This is a genomic window from Streptoverticillium reticulum (assembly GCF_047456005.1).
In the GTDB taxonomy this organism is placed as follows: domain Bacteria; phylum Actinomycetota; class Actinomycetes; order Streptomycetales; family Streptomycetaceae; genus Streptomyces; species Streptomyces reticulum.
In genome coordinates, this window is record NZ_CP179755.1 from 7,165,879 (window position 1) to 7,180,194 (window position 14,316).

Here is a 14,316-nt window from a genome sequence, read left to right on the forward strand (position 1 = left end):
GCGTCCAGCGCGGTGTCCGCCTGCTGCCTGAACAGGGCCCATTGTTCCTCGGTCCACGGCGACGGGTCCGGCGGGTATTCCCAGTCGATGGACGACTGGTACCACTCGGACCCCGGACAGGGCCTACCGCTGGTGGTACCGCGACCCGCTGACCAAAATCCTCTTCCAGGGCACCTTCGGCAAGATAGGCATCAAGAACCTGCGGTGGATCAGCTTCGACCGCGTCGCCGACAAGTCCCCGGCCCAGCGGCGGCAGTTGCTCCGCGACACCGAGAAGCGATTCTCTGCCCTCGCCCCTACCCACTCTGCCGCAAGCCTTGAACGCATCCGATGGCTCGGCGCGCGCCGAGGGTGCCGATGCTGCGCGCTCACGTCCCGGCCTTCGCCGCCGCTGTCCCGCTTGCTCCCGCACGGAGATAACGCGGCACCCCGTCCGCGAGCGCGGCAATGGCAGCCCTGAACCGGTGGGCGAGGCGCGGTCGGAGCAGTCTCTCTGCTTCGCCGACGGGGAAGTACGCGAACTCCGACAGCTCGCCGTCGTCGAGGCGGATTCCAGCGGCCGCGTCGCTGTCGATCTCGCCACCGTCGAAAATGAACGCCAGTTGATCGTCCCATGGCCCGTGCGGCGCGACCCAGTCCACGACCAGCAAACCCTGGATCGTTGTTGTCAGGCAGAGTTCTTCCCTGAGCTCACGAGTCGCGGCGAGATCAGGTGCCTCATTGGCCTCGACCATGCCGCCGGGGAGATCCCACCCGGGTTTGTAAGTGGGTTTGACCAGCAAGAAATCACCGGCTGCATCATGCAGCAGCACATCAGCGGCGACGCGCTTGCGGGCCTGTTTGGCATTTCCTTCCGCCAAATACGCATTCCATGCAACAGGGTCTGATGGTGTCGGTTTCATGTCGGAGCGCCTTCACTGCGAGGCGGCATGAGGTCGGCGAGCAGCAGCGACCGTGTCCGCATGAAGTCGTCCAGACATGCCAGAAAATCCCTCACGGGCGGGTAGGACCGGTGGTCCGCCAGCCGATTCCTCAGGTTCGCCACATGGTTGGTGACTCGTACCGAGCTCAGCGACGGATCGGTGGTCAGCAGGTCTCGCCCGAACTGCACGACAGCGTCCATGTCGGCCCGGCAGACGTGGATGGTCACCAGCGTGATGCGGCTCAATGCGAGGGAACGTGCTCGGCCCTTCTCGCACAACTGGATTGCCTGTTCAGCATGTTCCAAAGCATCGTCGTACCTCCCTATGTCCCGCATGGCGAGGGCGGCTTCACTGGCCAGAGAGGCCGTGTCGAAGGGACTCACCCAAGAGTGTGCCGTGGTCGGCTGCTTGTCCAAGTCCTGGCACGCCTGGTCCAAGGCTCGTGAAGCTGTGGCCGGTTGGGCAGCTGCGGCAGCAGCTCTCGCCTTCATGGCGTGGAGCTTTGCGGTGAGCGAAGACGAGGAAGGTCCTCGGCTGGCAATGTCGAGGCCTGCGTGCGCCCAATGTACGGCCCTGGCTGGATCTCCTGTCTGGAGGGCAAGGTGGCTGCTGCTGGCCGCGATGTTGGCGGAGAGCAGCGTGTCTCCGGATGCCCGTGCGAGGGCCAGTGCGCGTGCGAAGTGCTTGTCCGCTAGCTCGTCACGGCCTGAGTCGTGAGCCATCCAACCGGCCATTTCCGCAAAGGCTCCTGCCGCCGCGAAGACCTGAGGTTCGCTGTTGGCATCGACCAGGCGTCGGGCAATGGTGTTGCTCAAATGGCGCGCGACGGCCTCGTACAGACGCCCTCCACCTGTTGCTCTGTCTGCGTCACGGAACGTGGTCATGGCTGTGAGGTCATCAGCGTCGGCCGGCCGCGGTGGTCTCGCGTCTTCGGGCGGGCTGAGTCGAGGCTCCCATGGTCGATTTGCAAGCCCGAGCAGGTGCCCCGGGATGCGAAAGCCGTCGGCGATCTGTTCAAAGATCGCCAGCTTCTCCACCCGCCTCTTCCCGTTCATGTAGTCGTAGAGTCGGCCTTGCGTGATTCCCGCTAGTCCGGCGATGAGGCGAGTGCTGAAGCCGCGGTGATTGAGCAAGCGGAATACCGTGCCCATGTCCCGGTTGGCGCACGCGTGCCTGAACTGTTCGTCGTCAAGTAGCCCAGCGGCGACGTGTTCACGGGGTGTCGACTGCTGCATCCTGACCCCTCTCCCCGGCTCAGGGCGACAGTACCTGCGACGGCGCACCTGACTCCATCCTGGCGTCACCTCAGGAGGTCACCCGCGCTCCGGTCGTGGTCGTTCAATGGAGCAACGGAGCTCACCTTGCCACGTGGGCTGTGCGGCATGGTCGAGATGAGGAGCAACGGGATGAACGGTCGGTCGGTGTCGATGACATATCGAGTGGGCTCCTGGGTGGTGGACAAGGGGCGGGGCAAGATCGGTCGGCTCATGGGACATGAAGGGCCGTACATCCAGCTGCGCCCGCCCGGTGGTGGCCGTGAGTGGGACGCACGGCCAGAGGCGCTGAGGCTGGCGACTGTCGAGGAGCGGAGACAAGCAGGCGTCAAGGAGGGGCGACATCAGGTCGGCGGACCTGGCGCCGCGCCGAACCGGGTGTCCGTGTGAGAGCCGGGGTTCGGCCGCTGCCGTCCTGGGCCTCCCCCGCGATCGGGAGGCGGCGCCCCCAAATCGATTTGGCACGGGCCTTGTTGAGGGCCCCGGACGGACAGGAACGGCAATGACACGAGTGTGGTCGCAACGCGTGAAGCCCGGAGACGTGATCGCCGTAGAGGGCGAGGAAAGGGAAGTGAAGGGCGTCCGCCAGGACTGGCGCTCGGGGACCATGGCGGTTGTGCTGACGTTCGAGGACGGCCCTCCCCTGCGGCTGGGCCCCGCGGATTCGGCCTGTCTGGGCGATCGCGTGCGAACTCCGCGACACCGAACGTGAACGCCCTCGACTGCAGCGCCCCTTGCAGCCGTCACCGGAGCATCCTCTATTCTCGTACGTAGTACGGAAATGAGGAGGGGAACCATGGCACCACGCACACACAACCCTGTGACGAGGCCCGCCTGGGTACCGCCTTCCGGGAAGCCGCCGCTGGCCTCGCGACTGATGAGGGCAACGTGGCGCCGCCTCCCGGCCGGGCGGTACGGCGTCGGGTGGGAGCCGGGGCTGGTGGTGCCGGCCGCCGGCGGGAGTCCGTTGGTCACCGACCACTACTTCCCGCGCGCGGACGGCGACTTCCCCACGCTCCTGGTGCGCTCGCCGTACGGCAGGGGAGTGCCGTGGTCCCCCATGTACGGCCTGCTCTTCGCCGAACAGGGCTTTCATGTGGTCCTGCAGAGCTGCCGCGGCACTGGCGGGTCAGGAGGTGAGTTCGTCCCGTGGCGCCACGAGGCCGCCGACGGGCAGGCCACGGTGTCCTGGCTGCGAGAGCAGCCCTGGTTCAACGGGACCCTGGGGACGGTCGGCCCCAGTTATCTGGGATACGTGCAGTGGGCCCTTGCACTGGATCCGCCGCCGGAGTTGAAGGCGATGGTGGTTCAGGTGGGGTTGCACGATCCCCATGCCTTCTTCCACGCGGGTGGTGTGCTTCATCTCGAGAACGCCCTCACCGTCGGCCTGGGCATGACGTATCAGCACCGGGGGATCGCGCCGTTGCTGAAGGCGAGCCTGCGTCTGCACAGGCGGCTGCGCAGCATCACCACCGCGCAGCCGCTGCGCGGCGCACACGTGTCCGCGCTCGGTGAAGTGCCCTGGCTGGACGACGTGATGACGCACCCGGACGCCAAAGATGCTTACTGGCGCGGCATATCAATGGCCGGGGCGGCGGACCGGCACAAGGTCCCCACGAGTCTGATCGGCGGGTGGCACGACGTGCTGCTCGACCAGACCCTCGAACAGTACGGCCGGTTGCGCCGGGCCGGATGCGAGGCCGCCCTGCTCGTCGGCCCCTGGACCCACCACTCCGCACTGCAGCAGGGGTGGCCCGAGGTGTTCGCCGAGAGCCTCGCCTGGCTGCGCGCGCACCTGTGCGGTGACCCCTCCGGCCTGCGCTCGACCGGGGTACGCGTACACGTCGGCGGCGAGGACGCCTGGCGGGACCTCGACACCTGGCCGCCGGCCCCGGACGTCACCTCGTGGTTCCCCACCCCCGACGGGCACCTCACCCGGCAGGCCCCCACCGACTCCGTACCCTTGCGGTCCTTCCGCTACGACCCCGCCGACCCCACCCCGTCCCTCGGCGGCCCGCTGCTCTCCCGCCATGCCGGTCCCCGGGACAACAGCGCCCTCGAAGTCCGGGACGACGTCCTCACGTTCACCGGACCTCCGCTGACCGAACCCGTGGACGTGCTCGGCCCGGTCTCCGCGCAGCTGAGCATCTCCACGGACACCGGTCATGCCGATGTCTTCACCCGCCTGTGCGACGTCGACGCACAAGGCCGCTCCGTCAACGTCTGTGACGGAGCGGGCCGGTTGAGGACGGCCGCGCAGGAGCCCTCGCAGGTCTCCGTGCCGATGAGCTCCACCGCCCACCGCTTTGCCGCCGGGCACCGCATCCGCTGGCAGATCAGCGCAGGCGCCCACCCGCGCTACGCCCGCAACCCCGGCACCGGAGAGTCGCCGGTCGACGCCACCGCCTTCGTGCCGGTGCGCATCACCCTTCACTCGGACTCCGCACTGATGCTCGGGAATTGATGCTCAGAATCTCAGAACAGGGCTTCGGGGCCGTCCGTCGCTCCGGCGGACCTCACGTCCGCCGTCGTCGGCGCGCCGGGCGTCGCCGCGGTGAGGTCCCAGCCTGCCAGCTGCCGGGCGTCGAGCAGCAGGAACCGCCCGTCCGCGGCGTCCAGATACACGTCCGGCCCGGCCACGGCGGCCACCCGGCCCGCCACCGTGCGGCCGGGGGCGAGCTCCACGGTGCCGGGGTCCGGGCGCAGCCGGTCCAGGTGGAACACGGTGTCGTGGTGCACCGGGGCGAAGTCCCGTACCGCGAGGGACTCCGGGAGGCCGGGCAGGTGGCACGCGCGGTCGTGCAGTTCCGCCAGTTCGGCCGTGCGCCGTCCCTGCGGCGGTACGGGGTGCCGGGCCGCGCGCTTGGCCGCGTACGGGAACCGGTCGGGTACGTCCAGTGCCGCGCCCAGCACCGACTCGGCGCGCCGAGCCGCCATCAGCGGGCCGCGGCCGAGCAACGCGTGGGAGAGCGCGGCCTGTTCGAGGAGCCGGGCGCCCTCGCGCTCGGCCGCCGTGATGCCGACCTTGATCAGGCCCGGGGCGAACCAGGCGAGGTAGACGTCGTACGGGCGGGGGTCGTCGGCGGCCGTGTCGGCCGCGACGGAGTGCGAGCGGTCCAGGCGGGCGCACTCGGGGCACTGCGCGGAGACGGCGCCCGGCGGGACGAGGGCCTCCGTCGGGCACGGGGTGTGGCGGCCGGCGCGGCGCACGCCGATGCAGTGGCGGGCGGGGCCGGTGGTGAAGGCGAGGTGTTTTTCCGGCGGGATAGGGGAGAGGCGGTCGCCGTGGACGGGGTGGTGCCAGGTGAGGGCGGGGCCCTCGGCCGGGGACCAGCGGAGGCCGGTGCAGCGCCAGTCGGTGTGCATGGGGTGCATTCTCCCGGTCCTGTTCACCGGTCCTGTCTACTGGACGACCCGTCGTGCCCCGTACGCCAGCCCCGCCGCCGTCGCGGCCAGCGCCGCGACCGTCGTCAACGCCACGGGCAGGGTGTACGCCTCCGCCAGGAAGCCGATCGCCGGCGGGCCCAGCAGCATGCCGCCGTAGCCGAACGTCGAGGCCGCGGCCACGCCGCTCGGGCCCGCCAGCTCCCCGGCGCGGCCCACCGCGACCGGGAAGACGTTGGCCAGGCCCAGGCCCGTCACCGCGAAGCCGGCCAGCGCGGCCCACACCGTCGGGGCCAGCGCGCCCAGCAGCATCCCCGCTGCCGCCGTCGCCCCGCCCGCGACCAGCACGCGCGTCTGGCCGAGCCGTGCGAGCAGCGAGCTGCCCGCGAGCCGGCCCACGGTCATGGCCAGGGCGAAGACGGAGTAGCCCACGGCCGCCACGCCCGCCGGGGCGGCGAGGTCCTGCTGCAGGTGCAGGGCGCTCCAGTCCGCGAGGGCGCCCTCCCCGTACGCCGTGCACAGGGCGATCACCCCGAAGAGGGCGACCAGCCGCCCGGCGGGGCGGGAGCTCCGGGCGGCGGCCGCCGCGGGCCGCTCCCGCTCCGGTACCGGGTGCGCGAGCAGCCCGCGGCCCGCCGCGGCGCTGACGGCCAGGCCGAGCGCGGTCAACAGCAGCAGGTGCGCCGTCACCGGCACCTGCCCGGCGACCAGGCCGCCGAGCCCCGCCCCGAGCATCCCCCCGACGCTGAACGCGGCGTGGAAGCTCGGCATCACGGGCCTGCGCAGTGCCGTCACGAGATCGACGGCCGCGCTGTTCATGGCGACGTTGAGCCCGCCGTAGGCGGCGCCGAAGACCAGCAGCACCAGGCCGAGGGCGAGCGCCGAACCGGCCAGCGGCGGCAGGGCGATGCCCAGCGACATCAGGACCGCCGAGGCGACCGTCACCGGGTGGCTGCCGAAGCGCCGGCACAGCCGGCCTGTGATCATCATGGTGGCGACCGCACCCGCCGACACGCCCAGCAGGGCCAGTCCGAGGGTTCCGGCGGAGGCCCCGGTGCGTTCCTTGATCGCGGGGATGCGGACCACCCAGCCGGCGAAGAGGAAGCCGTCGAGGGCGAAGAAGACGGTCAGTCGGGCGCGGAGGATACGGAGTGCCGGTGCGTCCGGGGCTCGGTGCGTCCCCGGAAAAACGGCCGTCCGTATTTTGTTCAGCGTCGGCACAAAGTCAGAATAGAGGCGTGACCCAGACTCGGACAACACGTTTGGAGCGGGGCCGCGGCGCCCTCGGCCCCGCCCTGGAGCTCGTGCACACCGGCCGTGCCCCCACGCGCGCCGTCCTCACCGCCGAACTCGGCGTGACCCGGGCGACCGCCGGGGCCGTGGCCGCCGAGCTGGAGGCGCTCGGCCTGATCCAGGTCGACGCCCGCCCGGCGGCCGCCGCCGGCTCCCAGGGCCGCCCGTCGCACCGCCTGTCCGTCGCGCCGAACGGCCCCGTCGTCCTCGCCGCGCAGATCCACGCGGACGGCTTCCGCGCCTCGCTCGTCGGACTCGGCGGCCGGACGGTCGCCACGGCACCGGGCTGCATGACGGTGCCCGCCGACCCCTCCCACATCATCGACGCCGTCGTGGCCGCGGGCGCCGGGCTGCTGCGCGAGACCGGGCGCCGCTGCCTGGGCGCGGGGCTCGCCGTGCCCTCGGCCGTCGCCGAGCCGGACGGCACCGCCCTCAACCCGCTGCACCTCTCCTGGCCCGTGGGCGCGCCCGTGCGCGAGCTGTTCACCGAGGCCCTCGCCAAGTCCGGGATCACCGGGCCCGGCGGCGCCCCGCTCGCCGGGGTCGCGGGCAACGACATCAACCTCGCCGCCCTCGCCGAGTACCGGCACGGTGCGGGCCGGGGCTCCCGGCACCTGCTGTGCGTGGCCACGGGGCACCGCGGCGTGGGCGGGGCGCTCGTCCTCGACGGCCGCCTGCACAGCGGCAGTTCGGGCCTCGCCCTGGAGGTCGGCCACCTCACCGTCAACCCCGCGGGCCTGCCCTGCCACTGCGGCAGCCGCGGCTGCCTCGACGTCGAGGCCGACCCGCTGGCCTTCGTCACCGCGGCGGGGCGGGAGCCGGGCCCCGCGGTGTCGCTGCTGCAGCAGTCCCGGGACCTGATCCGCTCCGAGTACGCGGACCCGGCCGTGCGCACCGCGGTCGAGCTGCTCGTCGACCGGCTCGGGCTCGGGCTCGCGGGCCTGGTCAACATCCTCAACCCGGACCGGGTGCTGCTGGGCGGTCTGCACCGCGAGCTGCTGGAGGCCGACCCCGAGCGGCTGCGGGCCGTGGTCGCCGACCGCAGCCTGTGGGGGCGGAGCGGGAGCGTGCCGATTCTCGCGTGCACGCTCGACCACGGCAGTCTCATCGGTGCGGCCGAGGCGGCGTGGCAGCCGGTGCTGGACGATCCGTTGGCGGTGCTGGGGTAGCCCACGGGGGCGGTGCGTGTTCGGGTGCGGGGCCGTTGTGACTTGTCGCGCCCACGCGGCGGAGCCGCTGGGGGTACCTCCCAGCGGTAGCTGGGGGAGTGGCTGACCCGCGCCCCTACGGGGCGCGGGTCAATGCCGGTTCGTTCAGGGTCGGCAACTGCTCCAAAGCCACGGCGGTCTCCAGAATCGGCACCGGCAGCGTGAACCACACGACCTTGCCGCCGTCCTGGCGTTCCCGTACGCCCCAGCTCTCGCTCACCGCCGCCACCAGGGCCAGACCGCGTCCGTGCGTGGTCAGTCCGTCCGTGTCCGGGACCTTGATGCACGGCAGCCGCGGATCGTGGTCGCGCACCGAGACCGTGAGCCGCTCCGGCACCAGGTCGATCTCGACCGTGCAGCGCTTGTCCGGCTGCGCGTGCAGGTGCACGTTGGTCAGCAGCTCGGTCACCCCGAGCGCCGCGGAATCGATGAGCGGATCGAGATGCCAGTAGCGAAGCTGCGCAGATACGATTCTGCGGACCTGGCGGATCCGCGGGGGGAGAGCCTGGAGTTCAACGGTGCAGTGCTTGTTCACTCGGCTGATCACGGCTGCGACTCCCTGAAGAAGTAGGGCTAGCCTGATGCAGAAGTGCGCTGTCGATACGGGCTGTCGATGTGCGCAGGACTCTCGGTGATACCGGTACGCAACAAGCGTCGGTGCTCATGGCCGAGTGCGCAACTCGTGCGCCCGTCAGGTGCCCTCGTGCGCCGCCCGCACTGCCGCCAGGAAGCGGTCGACCGCGGCGTCCGCCGCATCGCCGGGGTCCGCGTCGCGCCGGCCCAGCGTGAGCACGTACCGGGTGCCGTTGACGGTCGCCCGGGCCCGGTCCCGCGAGGCGAACCACGGCTTGCTCGCGTGGACCGAGACCACCGGCGCGCTGTCGATCTCCCGGCCGTAGCTGGTCAGCAGTTCCAGCCTGCCGTCACGGATCTTCACCTGGCCGGCCCGGGTGAGCGACCTGCGGGCGCACTCGATCCCCACCCCCGTCGCAGTGAACTCCGGTTCTGCCACGGCACACCGCCTCTCCGGCCGGAAGGTTCTCCGTCCGCAGTCTGCCCGTGCGGAGGCCCGGGCACCAGTACCCCTTTATGTTGGTCGTGGGGGTCGTCGTCAGGAGCCCGGCGTGAACAGCACACAGCAGTCCGGGGGCCCCGTGCCCACCGTCGACGTGGACCGCAGCGACCCGGCCTACCGCACCTGGCTCAAGGAGGCCGTCCACAAGGTGCAGGCCGACGGCAACCGCTCGGCCGACACACACCTGTTGCGCTTCCCGATCCCAGAGGAGTGGGGCGTCGACCTCTACCTCAAGGACGAGTCCACCCATCCCACCGGAAGCCTCAAGCACCGCCTTGCCCGTTCGCTGTTCCTCTACGGGCTGTGCAACGGCTGGATCCGCCCCGAGTTCCCCGTCATCGAGGCCTCCAGCGGCTCCACCGCCGTCTCCGAGGCGTACTTCGCCCAGCTGATCGGCGTGCCCTTCGTCGCGGTCATGCCGCGTACGACCAGCCGCGAGAAGTGCCGGCTCATCGAATTCCACGGCGGGAGCTGCCACTTCGTGGACGACCCCCGTGCGATGTACACCGAGGCGGTCGCCCTCGCCGAACGGACCGGCGGCCACTACATCGACCAGTTCACCTACGCCGAACGGGCGACCGACTGGCGGGGCAACAACAACATCGCCGAGTCCGTCTACAGCCAGCTGCGCGACGAGCGCTTCCCCGAGCCCGTCTGGATCGTCGCGACCGCCGGCACCGGGGGCACCTCCGCGACGCTCGGCCGGTACGTGCGCTACCTGCAGTACGACACCCGCATCTGCGTCGCCGACCCCGAGAACTCCTGCTTCTTCGACGGCTGGCGCGACCACGACCCGGGGGCGACCAGCGAGCGGGGCTCGCGCATCGAGGGCATCGGGCGGCCCCGGATGGAGCCCAGCTTCCTGCCGAGCGTGATCGACCGCATGATGAAGGTCCCGGACGCCGCGAGCGTCGCGGCCGTGCGCGCCCTGGACCGGGCCGTCGGGCGCAAGGCGGGCGGCTCGACGGGCACCGGGCTGTGGAGCGCCCTCAAGATCGTTGCGGAGATGGCCGGCGAGGGGCACCGCGGCAGCATCGTCACGCTCATCTGCGACCCCGGCGAGCGCTACCTCGACAAGTACTACTCCGACGCCTGGCTCGCCCAACAGGGCCTGGACATCACGCCCTACGCCCTGGCCATCAGCACCTTCCTGGCGACCGGCCGCTGGCCCTGATGCCAGGGCAGGGTCAGCCCGCCGCGAGCCGCCGGTCCAGGGTGCGGACCGACCGGCGGAACTCCCGTGCCACGCCCGGCCGGACGAGCCGCAGCAGCGGGCCCGCGAGCGGGGCCGCGTCCAGGGCGACCGTCCACGTGACGACCGTCCCCGCGCCCGCCGGGACCAGGAGCCACTCCTCCAACAGGGCCCGTACACCGGGGGCGTTCGTCAGGTCGACCCGGTAGGCGTACCGCTTCGGCTCGTCCGCGGTCGTGATCGTCTCCCGGAAGCGGAGCCCTCCCCGCAGCCGGATCTCGCGGCCGCCGAGGCCCTCCGCCTCCAGCGGCCGGGCCAGTGTCACCGCACCGAACCACCGCGGCCAGGCCTCCACTTCGTCGGCCAGCGCGCGGTACACCGCTTCCGGCGGGGCCGCCATCCGGGCCGCGAACGCGAAGCGCAGCGGCGCGGTCCCGGCGAAGGCGGGCCCCACGGGGCGGAGCTTTCTGAGCGGCATCCCGGCACCCCCGGACATCGGCGGATCGCGTGGTCGCGGAAACCTTAGGCGCTCCGCTGGAAGTGCGGTACTGCGGCTGCGGGTGGTCCGTGGCTGGTCGCGCAGTTCCTCGCGCCCCTTTGCGGGGCTTACGGGGCCCGGAAATCCGCTCAGGGCGTCTCGGACGGTCCCGCCACCACCAGTTCCGGCAGTCGTTCCGCGATCTCCGAGCGGGCCTCCGCCGGCAGTCCCGCATCCGTCACCAGGGCATCGACCTCGTCGAGCGAGGCGAACGAACTCAGACCCACCGTCCCCCACTTGGTGTGGTCGGCCAGCACCACGACCCGGCGCGCGGAGCGCACGAAGTGCCGGTTCGTCTCCGCCTCCGCGAGGTTGGGCGTCGAGAGGCCGGCCGTCACGGATATGCCGTGCACCCCGATGAACAGCACGTCGAAGTGGAGCGAGCGGATGGCCGCGTCCGCGACCGGGCCCACCAGGGTGTCCGACGGGGTCCGCACCCCGCCCGTGAGCACCACCGTCGCCGCGCCCGGGCGGGCCGCCGGGCCGGAGGCCGTCATGGTGCGCTGCGTGCTGTGGAAGACGTCGGCGACCCGCACCGAGTTGGTGACCACCGTCAGGTCCGGAATGTCCACCAGCTGCTGCGCCAGGGCGTAGGCCGTCGTGCCGCCCGCCAGCGCGATCGCGCTGCCGCGCGGGGCCATCTTCGCGGCCTCCCGCGCGATGCTTTCCTTGGCGCTCAGCTCCAGGACCGCCTTCGCCTCGAAGCCGGGCTCGTGCGAGGTGGGCTCGGCGACCGGCACGGCGCCGCCGTGCACCTTCTCCACGACGCCCTGGCGGGCGAGGGCGTCCAGGTCGCGGCGGACCGTCATGTCCGAGACGTTGAGCCTCCGCGTCAGCTCGTTGACCCGCACCCCGCCGCGCCGCCTGACCTCGTCGAGGATCAGGGCGCGCCGTTGCTCCGCCAGGAGATTCTGGTTGTCGTCCACCCGGCCGTCCCTTTCCGTCACCGCTCGCCCTGCGGGCTGCATTGTCCCACGTAAGGGTTGCTGCGGGTCCGGCACCGCCGGTACGGCTCACGGCAACGCCGGCAGGTCCTCCGCGACCAGCAGGGTGAGGTCCTCCGTGCTCGGGGAGGGCAGCCGCGCCACGCGGCCCGCGTGGTGCTCGACCATCGCCTCGAAGGTCTGGCGCGCCGTGCGGCCGTTGCCGAAGGCGGGGCCCCGGGGGACGGCCGTGAAGTAGGCGAGCAGGGCCTCGGACGCCCGCTCGCCGAGGCGGTACTCGTGCTCGTCCGCCTGCTGCTGCACGATGCGCAGCAGTTCGTCCGGCGCGTAGTCCCCGAACGTGATCGTGCGCGAAAAGCGCGACGCCACACCGGGGTTGACCGTCAGGAAGCGCTGCATCTCGGCCGTGTAGCCGGCGACGATCACCACGACCTCGTCGCGGTGGTCCTCCATGAGCTTCACCAGCGTGTCGATGGCCTCGCGGCCGAAGTCCCGCCCCCCGTCCTCGGGGCAGAGCGCATACGCCTCGTCGATGAAGAGCACCCCGCCGCGCGCCCGGTCGAACACCTCCTGGGTGCGCAGGGCGGTCGAGCCGATGTGCTCGCCCACCAGGTCCACCCGGGAGACCTCCACCAGGTGCCCGCGCTCCAGCACCCCCAACGCCGCCAGGATCTCGCCGTACAGCCGCGCCACCGTCGTCTTGCCGGTGCCGGGCGAGCCCGTGAAGACCAGATGGCGCCGGACGGAGGCCGCCTTGAGCCCCGCCTGCTGCCTGCGGCGCCCGACCTCGATCATGTCGATCAGGGCGCGCACTTCGCGCTTGACGCTGTCCAGGCCCACCAGCGTGTCGAGTTCGCGGAGCACCGTCGACGACGAACGCGCGGACACCGCAACGGAGTCGGAGACGCGCTGCTCCGGGATCGGCGGGACGAGCGGCCGGTGCGCCGTCTCCACGGCGCGCACCACGGGGGCCGCCGGCTCGTCGCTCGTGCACCCCTCGCTGACCGGGCCGCCCTCGGCGAACTCGTAGCCGCCGCGCGCGCACCGCTCCGCGCGGCAGTCCGTGAGCGTCGTCCGGCAGCCGTCGATGACGTGGAAGCCGTAGCCGCTGCTGCCGGTCACCCGGCAGCCGTGGAAGGTACCCCGGCCCTCCGCGGACACGTAGAAGCCCGCCTCCGCCGGTGAACTCACCGTGCAGCGCTCGACGACCGGGTCCGCACCCTGGGTGACGATCACGCCGGTCGACGTCGCGTCCAGGGTGCAGCCGGTCAGCTTGCCGCCGCTGTCGTGACCGCGGAACCAGACCCCGGTGGTGGCCTCGCGGACCCGGCAGTCGTCCAGCAGGGCCGTCGCCCCGCCGCTCACCGACACCGCGGTGCCCCGCACCCGGGACAGGTCGCTGCCGGAGACCTCCACGCGCGAGCCGCGGTCGAGGACGAACAGCGCGTCCGGCACGTCGTGCAGGCGGCACGCGTCGAGGACGGCGCCGGCGCCGTCGCTCACCCACACCGCCGGGTAGTCGCCGGTGCTGTCGTGGATCTCGCACTGGCCCGCCTCGACCCGGGTGCCCGGGTCCCAGACGGACAGGCCGTTGCGCCCGAACCGGCGCACCGTCGAGCGCTGCATCGTCAGCACCGAACGCGCCCGCACGTCCACCGCGTTCTCGGGGACGTCGTGGATGTCGCAGTCGGCCAGGGCGAGGACCGCGTCGGTGTCCAGCGACACCCCGTCGCCGCACGTGCGGTGCACCCGGCAGTCCGTCAGCCGCCCGGTGGCGCGCGAAGTGACCTGTACGCCCGTGCCCTTGATCTCGTAGACCTCGCAGCCGGCCGCCTCCAGCGTGCTGCCCTCGCCGGTCAGCGACAGCCCCGCGCCCCGGGCGTGGTGCACCCGGCAGCGCTCCAGGCGGGGGGCGGCCCCGCCGCGCACGGAGACGCCCGCCTGGCCCGCGGCGACCACCTCGCAGTCCTCGAAGACCCCGCCCGCGCCGTCCAGCACGCTGATGCCCACGCCCCCGGGGTTGTCGACGGTGCAGGCGCGCACGGTCGGCCGGGCGCCCCCGCGCACCTCGATGCCCGCGGCCGAGCGCGTCGCCACCCGCAGACCCTCCAACTCCGGTGCGCCGCCCTCCACCAGGAGCGCCGGCTGCGCGGCGTCGTGGCCCTCGATGTGCAGGTCGACCAGCCGGGCGGAGGCGCGCACGGTGACGGCGACGCCCTCGGTCGGCGCGATCCGCACCGCACCGGGCGCGCCCTCGGCACCCCGCAGGGTGACGGCCCGCGAGACCACCAGGTTCTCCCGGTAGGTGCCCGGGGAGAGGGACAGCACGTCCCCGTCGGCGGCCGCGTCCAGGGCCGATGAGAGGGAGTCGTACTCTCCCGTGCGACGTCGCCAGCGCGACGTGCCGGTGTGCGTCACCTGGACCGAGCCCTGTGCCATGGTGCTGCTGTGCCCCCACCTCGTGCATGCGTCCACCCGGGACGGA

Annotated in this window: 13 protein-coding genes; 4 read left to right on the top strand and 9 right to left on the bottom strand. The window is 72.0% G+C overall.

Annotated features, from left to right (window positions below; all coding sequences use genetic code 11):
* Nucleotides 1–368: 368 nt before the first annotated feature.
* Together ACMATS_RS32700 and ACMATS_RS32705 are read right to left on the bottom strand one after the other, a co-directional pair.
* On the bottom strand, nt 369–902 hold the full coding sequence (locus ACMATS_RS32700) for an NUDIX domain-containing protein (RefSeq protein WP_414169939.1): 534 nt from the start codon (nt 900–902) through the stop codon (nt 369–371).
* Nucleotides 899–2,158: an XRE family transcriptional regulator gene (locus ACMATS_RS32705; protein WP_414169940.1), complete on the bottom strand. Its 1,260-nt coding sequence runs from the start codon at nt 2,156–2,158 to the stop codon at nt 899–901. Before ACMATS_RS32705 ends, ACMATS_RS32700 begins: the two co-directional genes overlap by 4 nt.
* Before the next feature lie 192 nt (nt 2,159–2,350).
* On the opposite strand from ACMATS_RS32705, the gene ACMATS_RS32710 reads away from it, so the two are divergent.
* Both ACMATS_RS32710 and ACMATS_RS32715 read left to right on the top strand, forming a co-directional pair.
* Entirely contained in the window at nt 2,351–2,587 is a 237-nt protein-coding gene (locus tag ACMATS_RS32710; RefSeq protein ID WP_390776165.1) for a hypothetical protein, read from the top strand.
* Nucleotides 2,588–3,074: 487 nt separating this feature from the next.
* Nucleotides 3,075–4,661: a CocE/NonD family hydrolase gene (locus tag ACMATS_RS32715; RefSeq protein WP_414169941.1), complete on the top strand. Its 1,587-nt coding sequence runs from the start codon at nt 3,075–3,077 to the stop codon at nt 4,659–4,661.
* Nucleotides 4,662–4,672: 11 nt separating this feature from the next.
* Here the strand turns inward: ACMATS_RS32715 and ACMATS_RS32720 are convergent, their stop codons facing one another.
* Both ACMATS_RS32720 and ACMATS_RS32725 read right to left on the bottom strand, forming a co-directional pair.
* Nucleotides 4,673–5,563: a DUF2797 domain-containing protein gene (locus ACMATS_RS32720; protein WP_414169942.1), complete on the bottom strand. Its 891-nt coding sequence runs from the start codon at nt 5,561–5,563 to the stop codon at nt 4,673–4,675.
* A 36-nt stretch (nt 5,564–5,599) separates the two neighbouring features.
* On the bottom strand, nt 5,600–6,802 hold the full coding sequence (locus tag ACMATS_RS32725) for an MFS transporter (protein ID WP_390775913.1): 1,203 nt from the start codon (nt 6,800–6,802) through the stop codon (nt 5,600–5,602).
* 17 nt (nt 6,803–6,819) lie between these two features.
* Here ACMATS_RS32725 and ACMATS_RS32730 point away from each other — a divergent pair, with 17 nt between their 5' ends.
* Nucleotides 6,820–8,043 carry an ROK family protein gene (locus tag ACMATS_RS32730; protein ID WP_414169943.1) on the top strand — a complete coding sequence of 408 codons (1,224 nt, stop codon included), beginning with the start codon at nt 6,820–6,822 and terminating at the stop codon, nt 8,041–8,043.
* Between the two features lie 115 nt (nt 8,044–8,158).
* Here the strand turns inward: ACMATS_RS32730 and ACMATS_RS32735 are convergent, their stop codons facing one another.
* Both ACMATS_RS32735 and ACMATS_RS32740 read right to left on the bottom strand, forming a co-directional pair.
* The gene (locus ACMATS_RS32735) at nt 8,159–8,629 is read right to left on the bottom strand and encodes an ATP-binding protein (protein WP_390775911.1); all 471 of its coding nucleotides are present in this window, start codon (nt 8,627–8,629) and stop codon (nt 8,159–8,161) included.
* 144 nt (nt 8,630–8,773) lie between these two features.
* Complete coding sequence (locus tag ACMATS_RS32740) at nt 8,774–9,094, bottom strand: hypothetical protein (protein WP_414169944.1); 321 nt, start codon at nt 9,092–9,094, stop codon at nt 8,774–8,776.
* 112 nt (nt 9,095–9,206) lie between these two features.
* On the opposite strand from ACMATS_RS32740, the gene ACMATS_RS32745 reads away from it, so the two are divergent.
* Nucleotides 9,207–10,331: a PLP-dependent cysteine synthase family protein gene (locus tag ACMATS_RS32745; RefSeq protein WP_414169945.1), complete on the top strand. Its 1,125-nt coding sequence runs from the start codon at nt 9,207–9,209 to the stop codon at nt 10,329–10,331.
* A gap of 13 nt (nt 10,332–10,344) precedes the next feature.
* Here the strand turns inward: ACMATS_RS32745 and ACMATS_RS32750 are convergent, their stop codons facing one another.
* From ACMATS_RS32750 to ACMATS_RS32760, 3 genes are all read right to left on the bottom strand, one after another.
* Nucleotides 10,345–10,827 (bottom strand): SRPBCC family protein, encoded by a 483-nt coding sequence (locus tag ACMATS_RS32750; RefSeq protein WP_390775908.1) that lies wholly within the window; start codon nt 10,825–10,827, stop codon nt 10,345–10,347.
* 149 nt (nt 10,828–10,976) lie between these two features.
* On the bottom strand, nt 10,977–11,813 hold the full coding sequence (locus ACMATS_RS32755) for a DeoR/GlpR family DNA-binding transcription regulator (RefSeq protein WP_390775907.1): 837 nt from the start codon (nt 11,811–11,813) through the stop codon (nt 10,977–10,979).
* An 87-nt stretch (nt 11,814–11,900) separates the two neighbouring features.
* Nucleotides 11,901–14,270 (bottom strand): right-handed parallel beta-helix repeat-containing protein, encoded by a 2,370-nt coding sequence (locus ACMATS_RS32760; RefSeq protein ID WP_414169946.1) that lies wholly within the window; start codon nt 14,268–14,270, stop codon nt 11,901–11,903.
* Nucleotides 14,271–14,316: the final 46 nt, after the last annotated feature.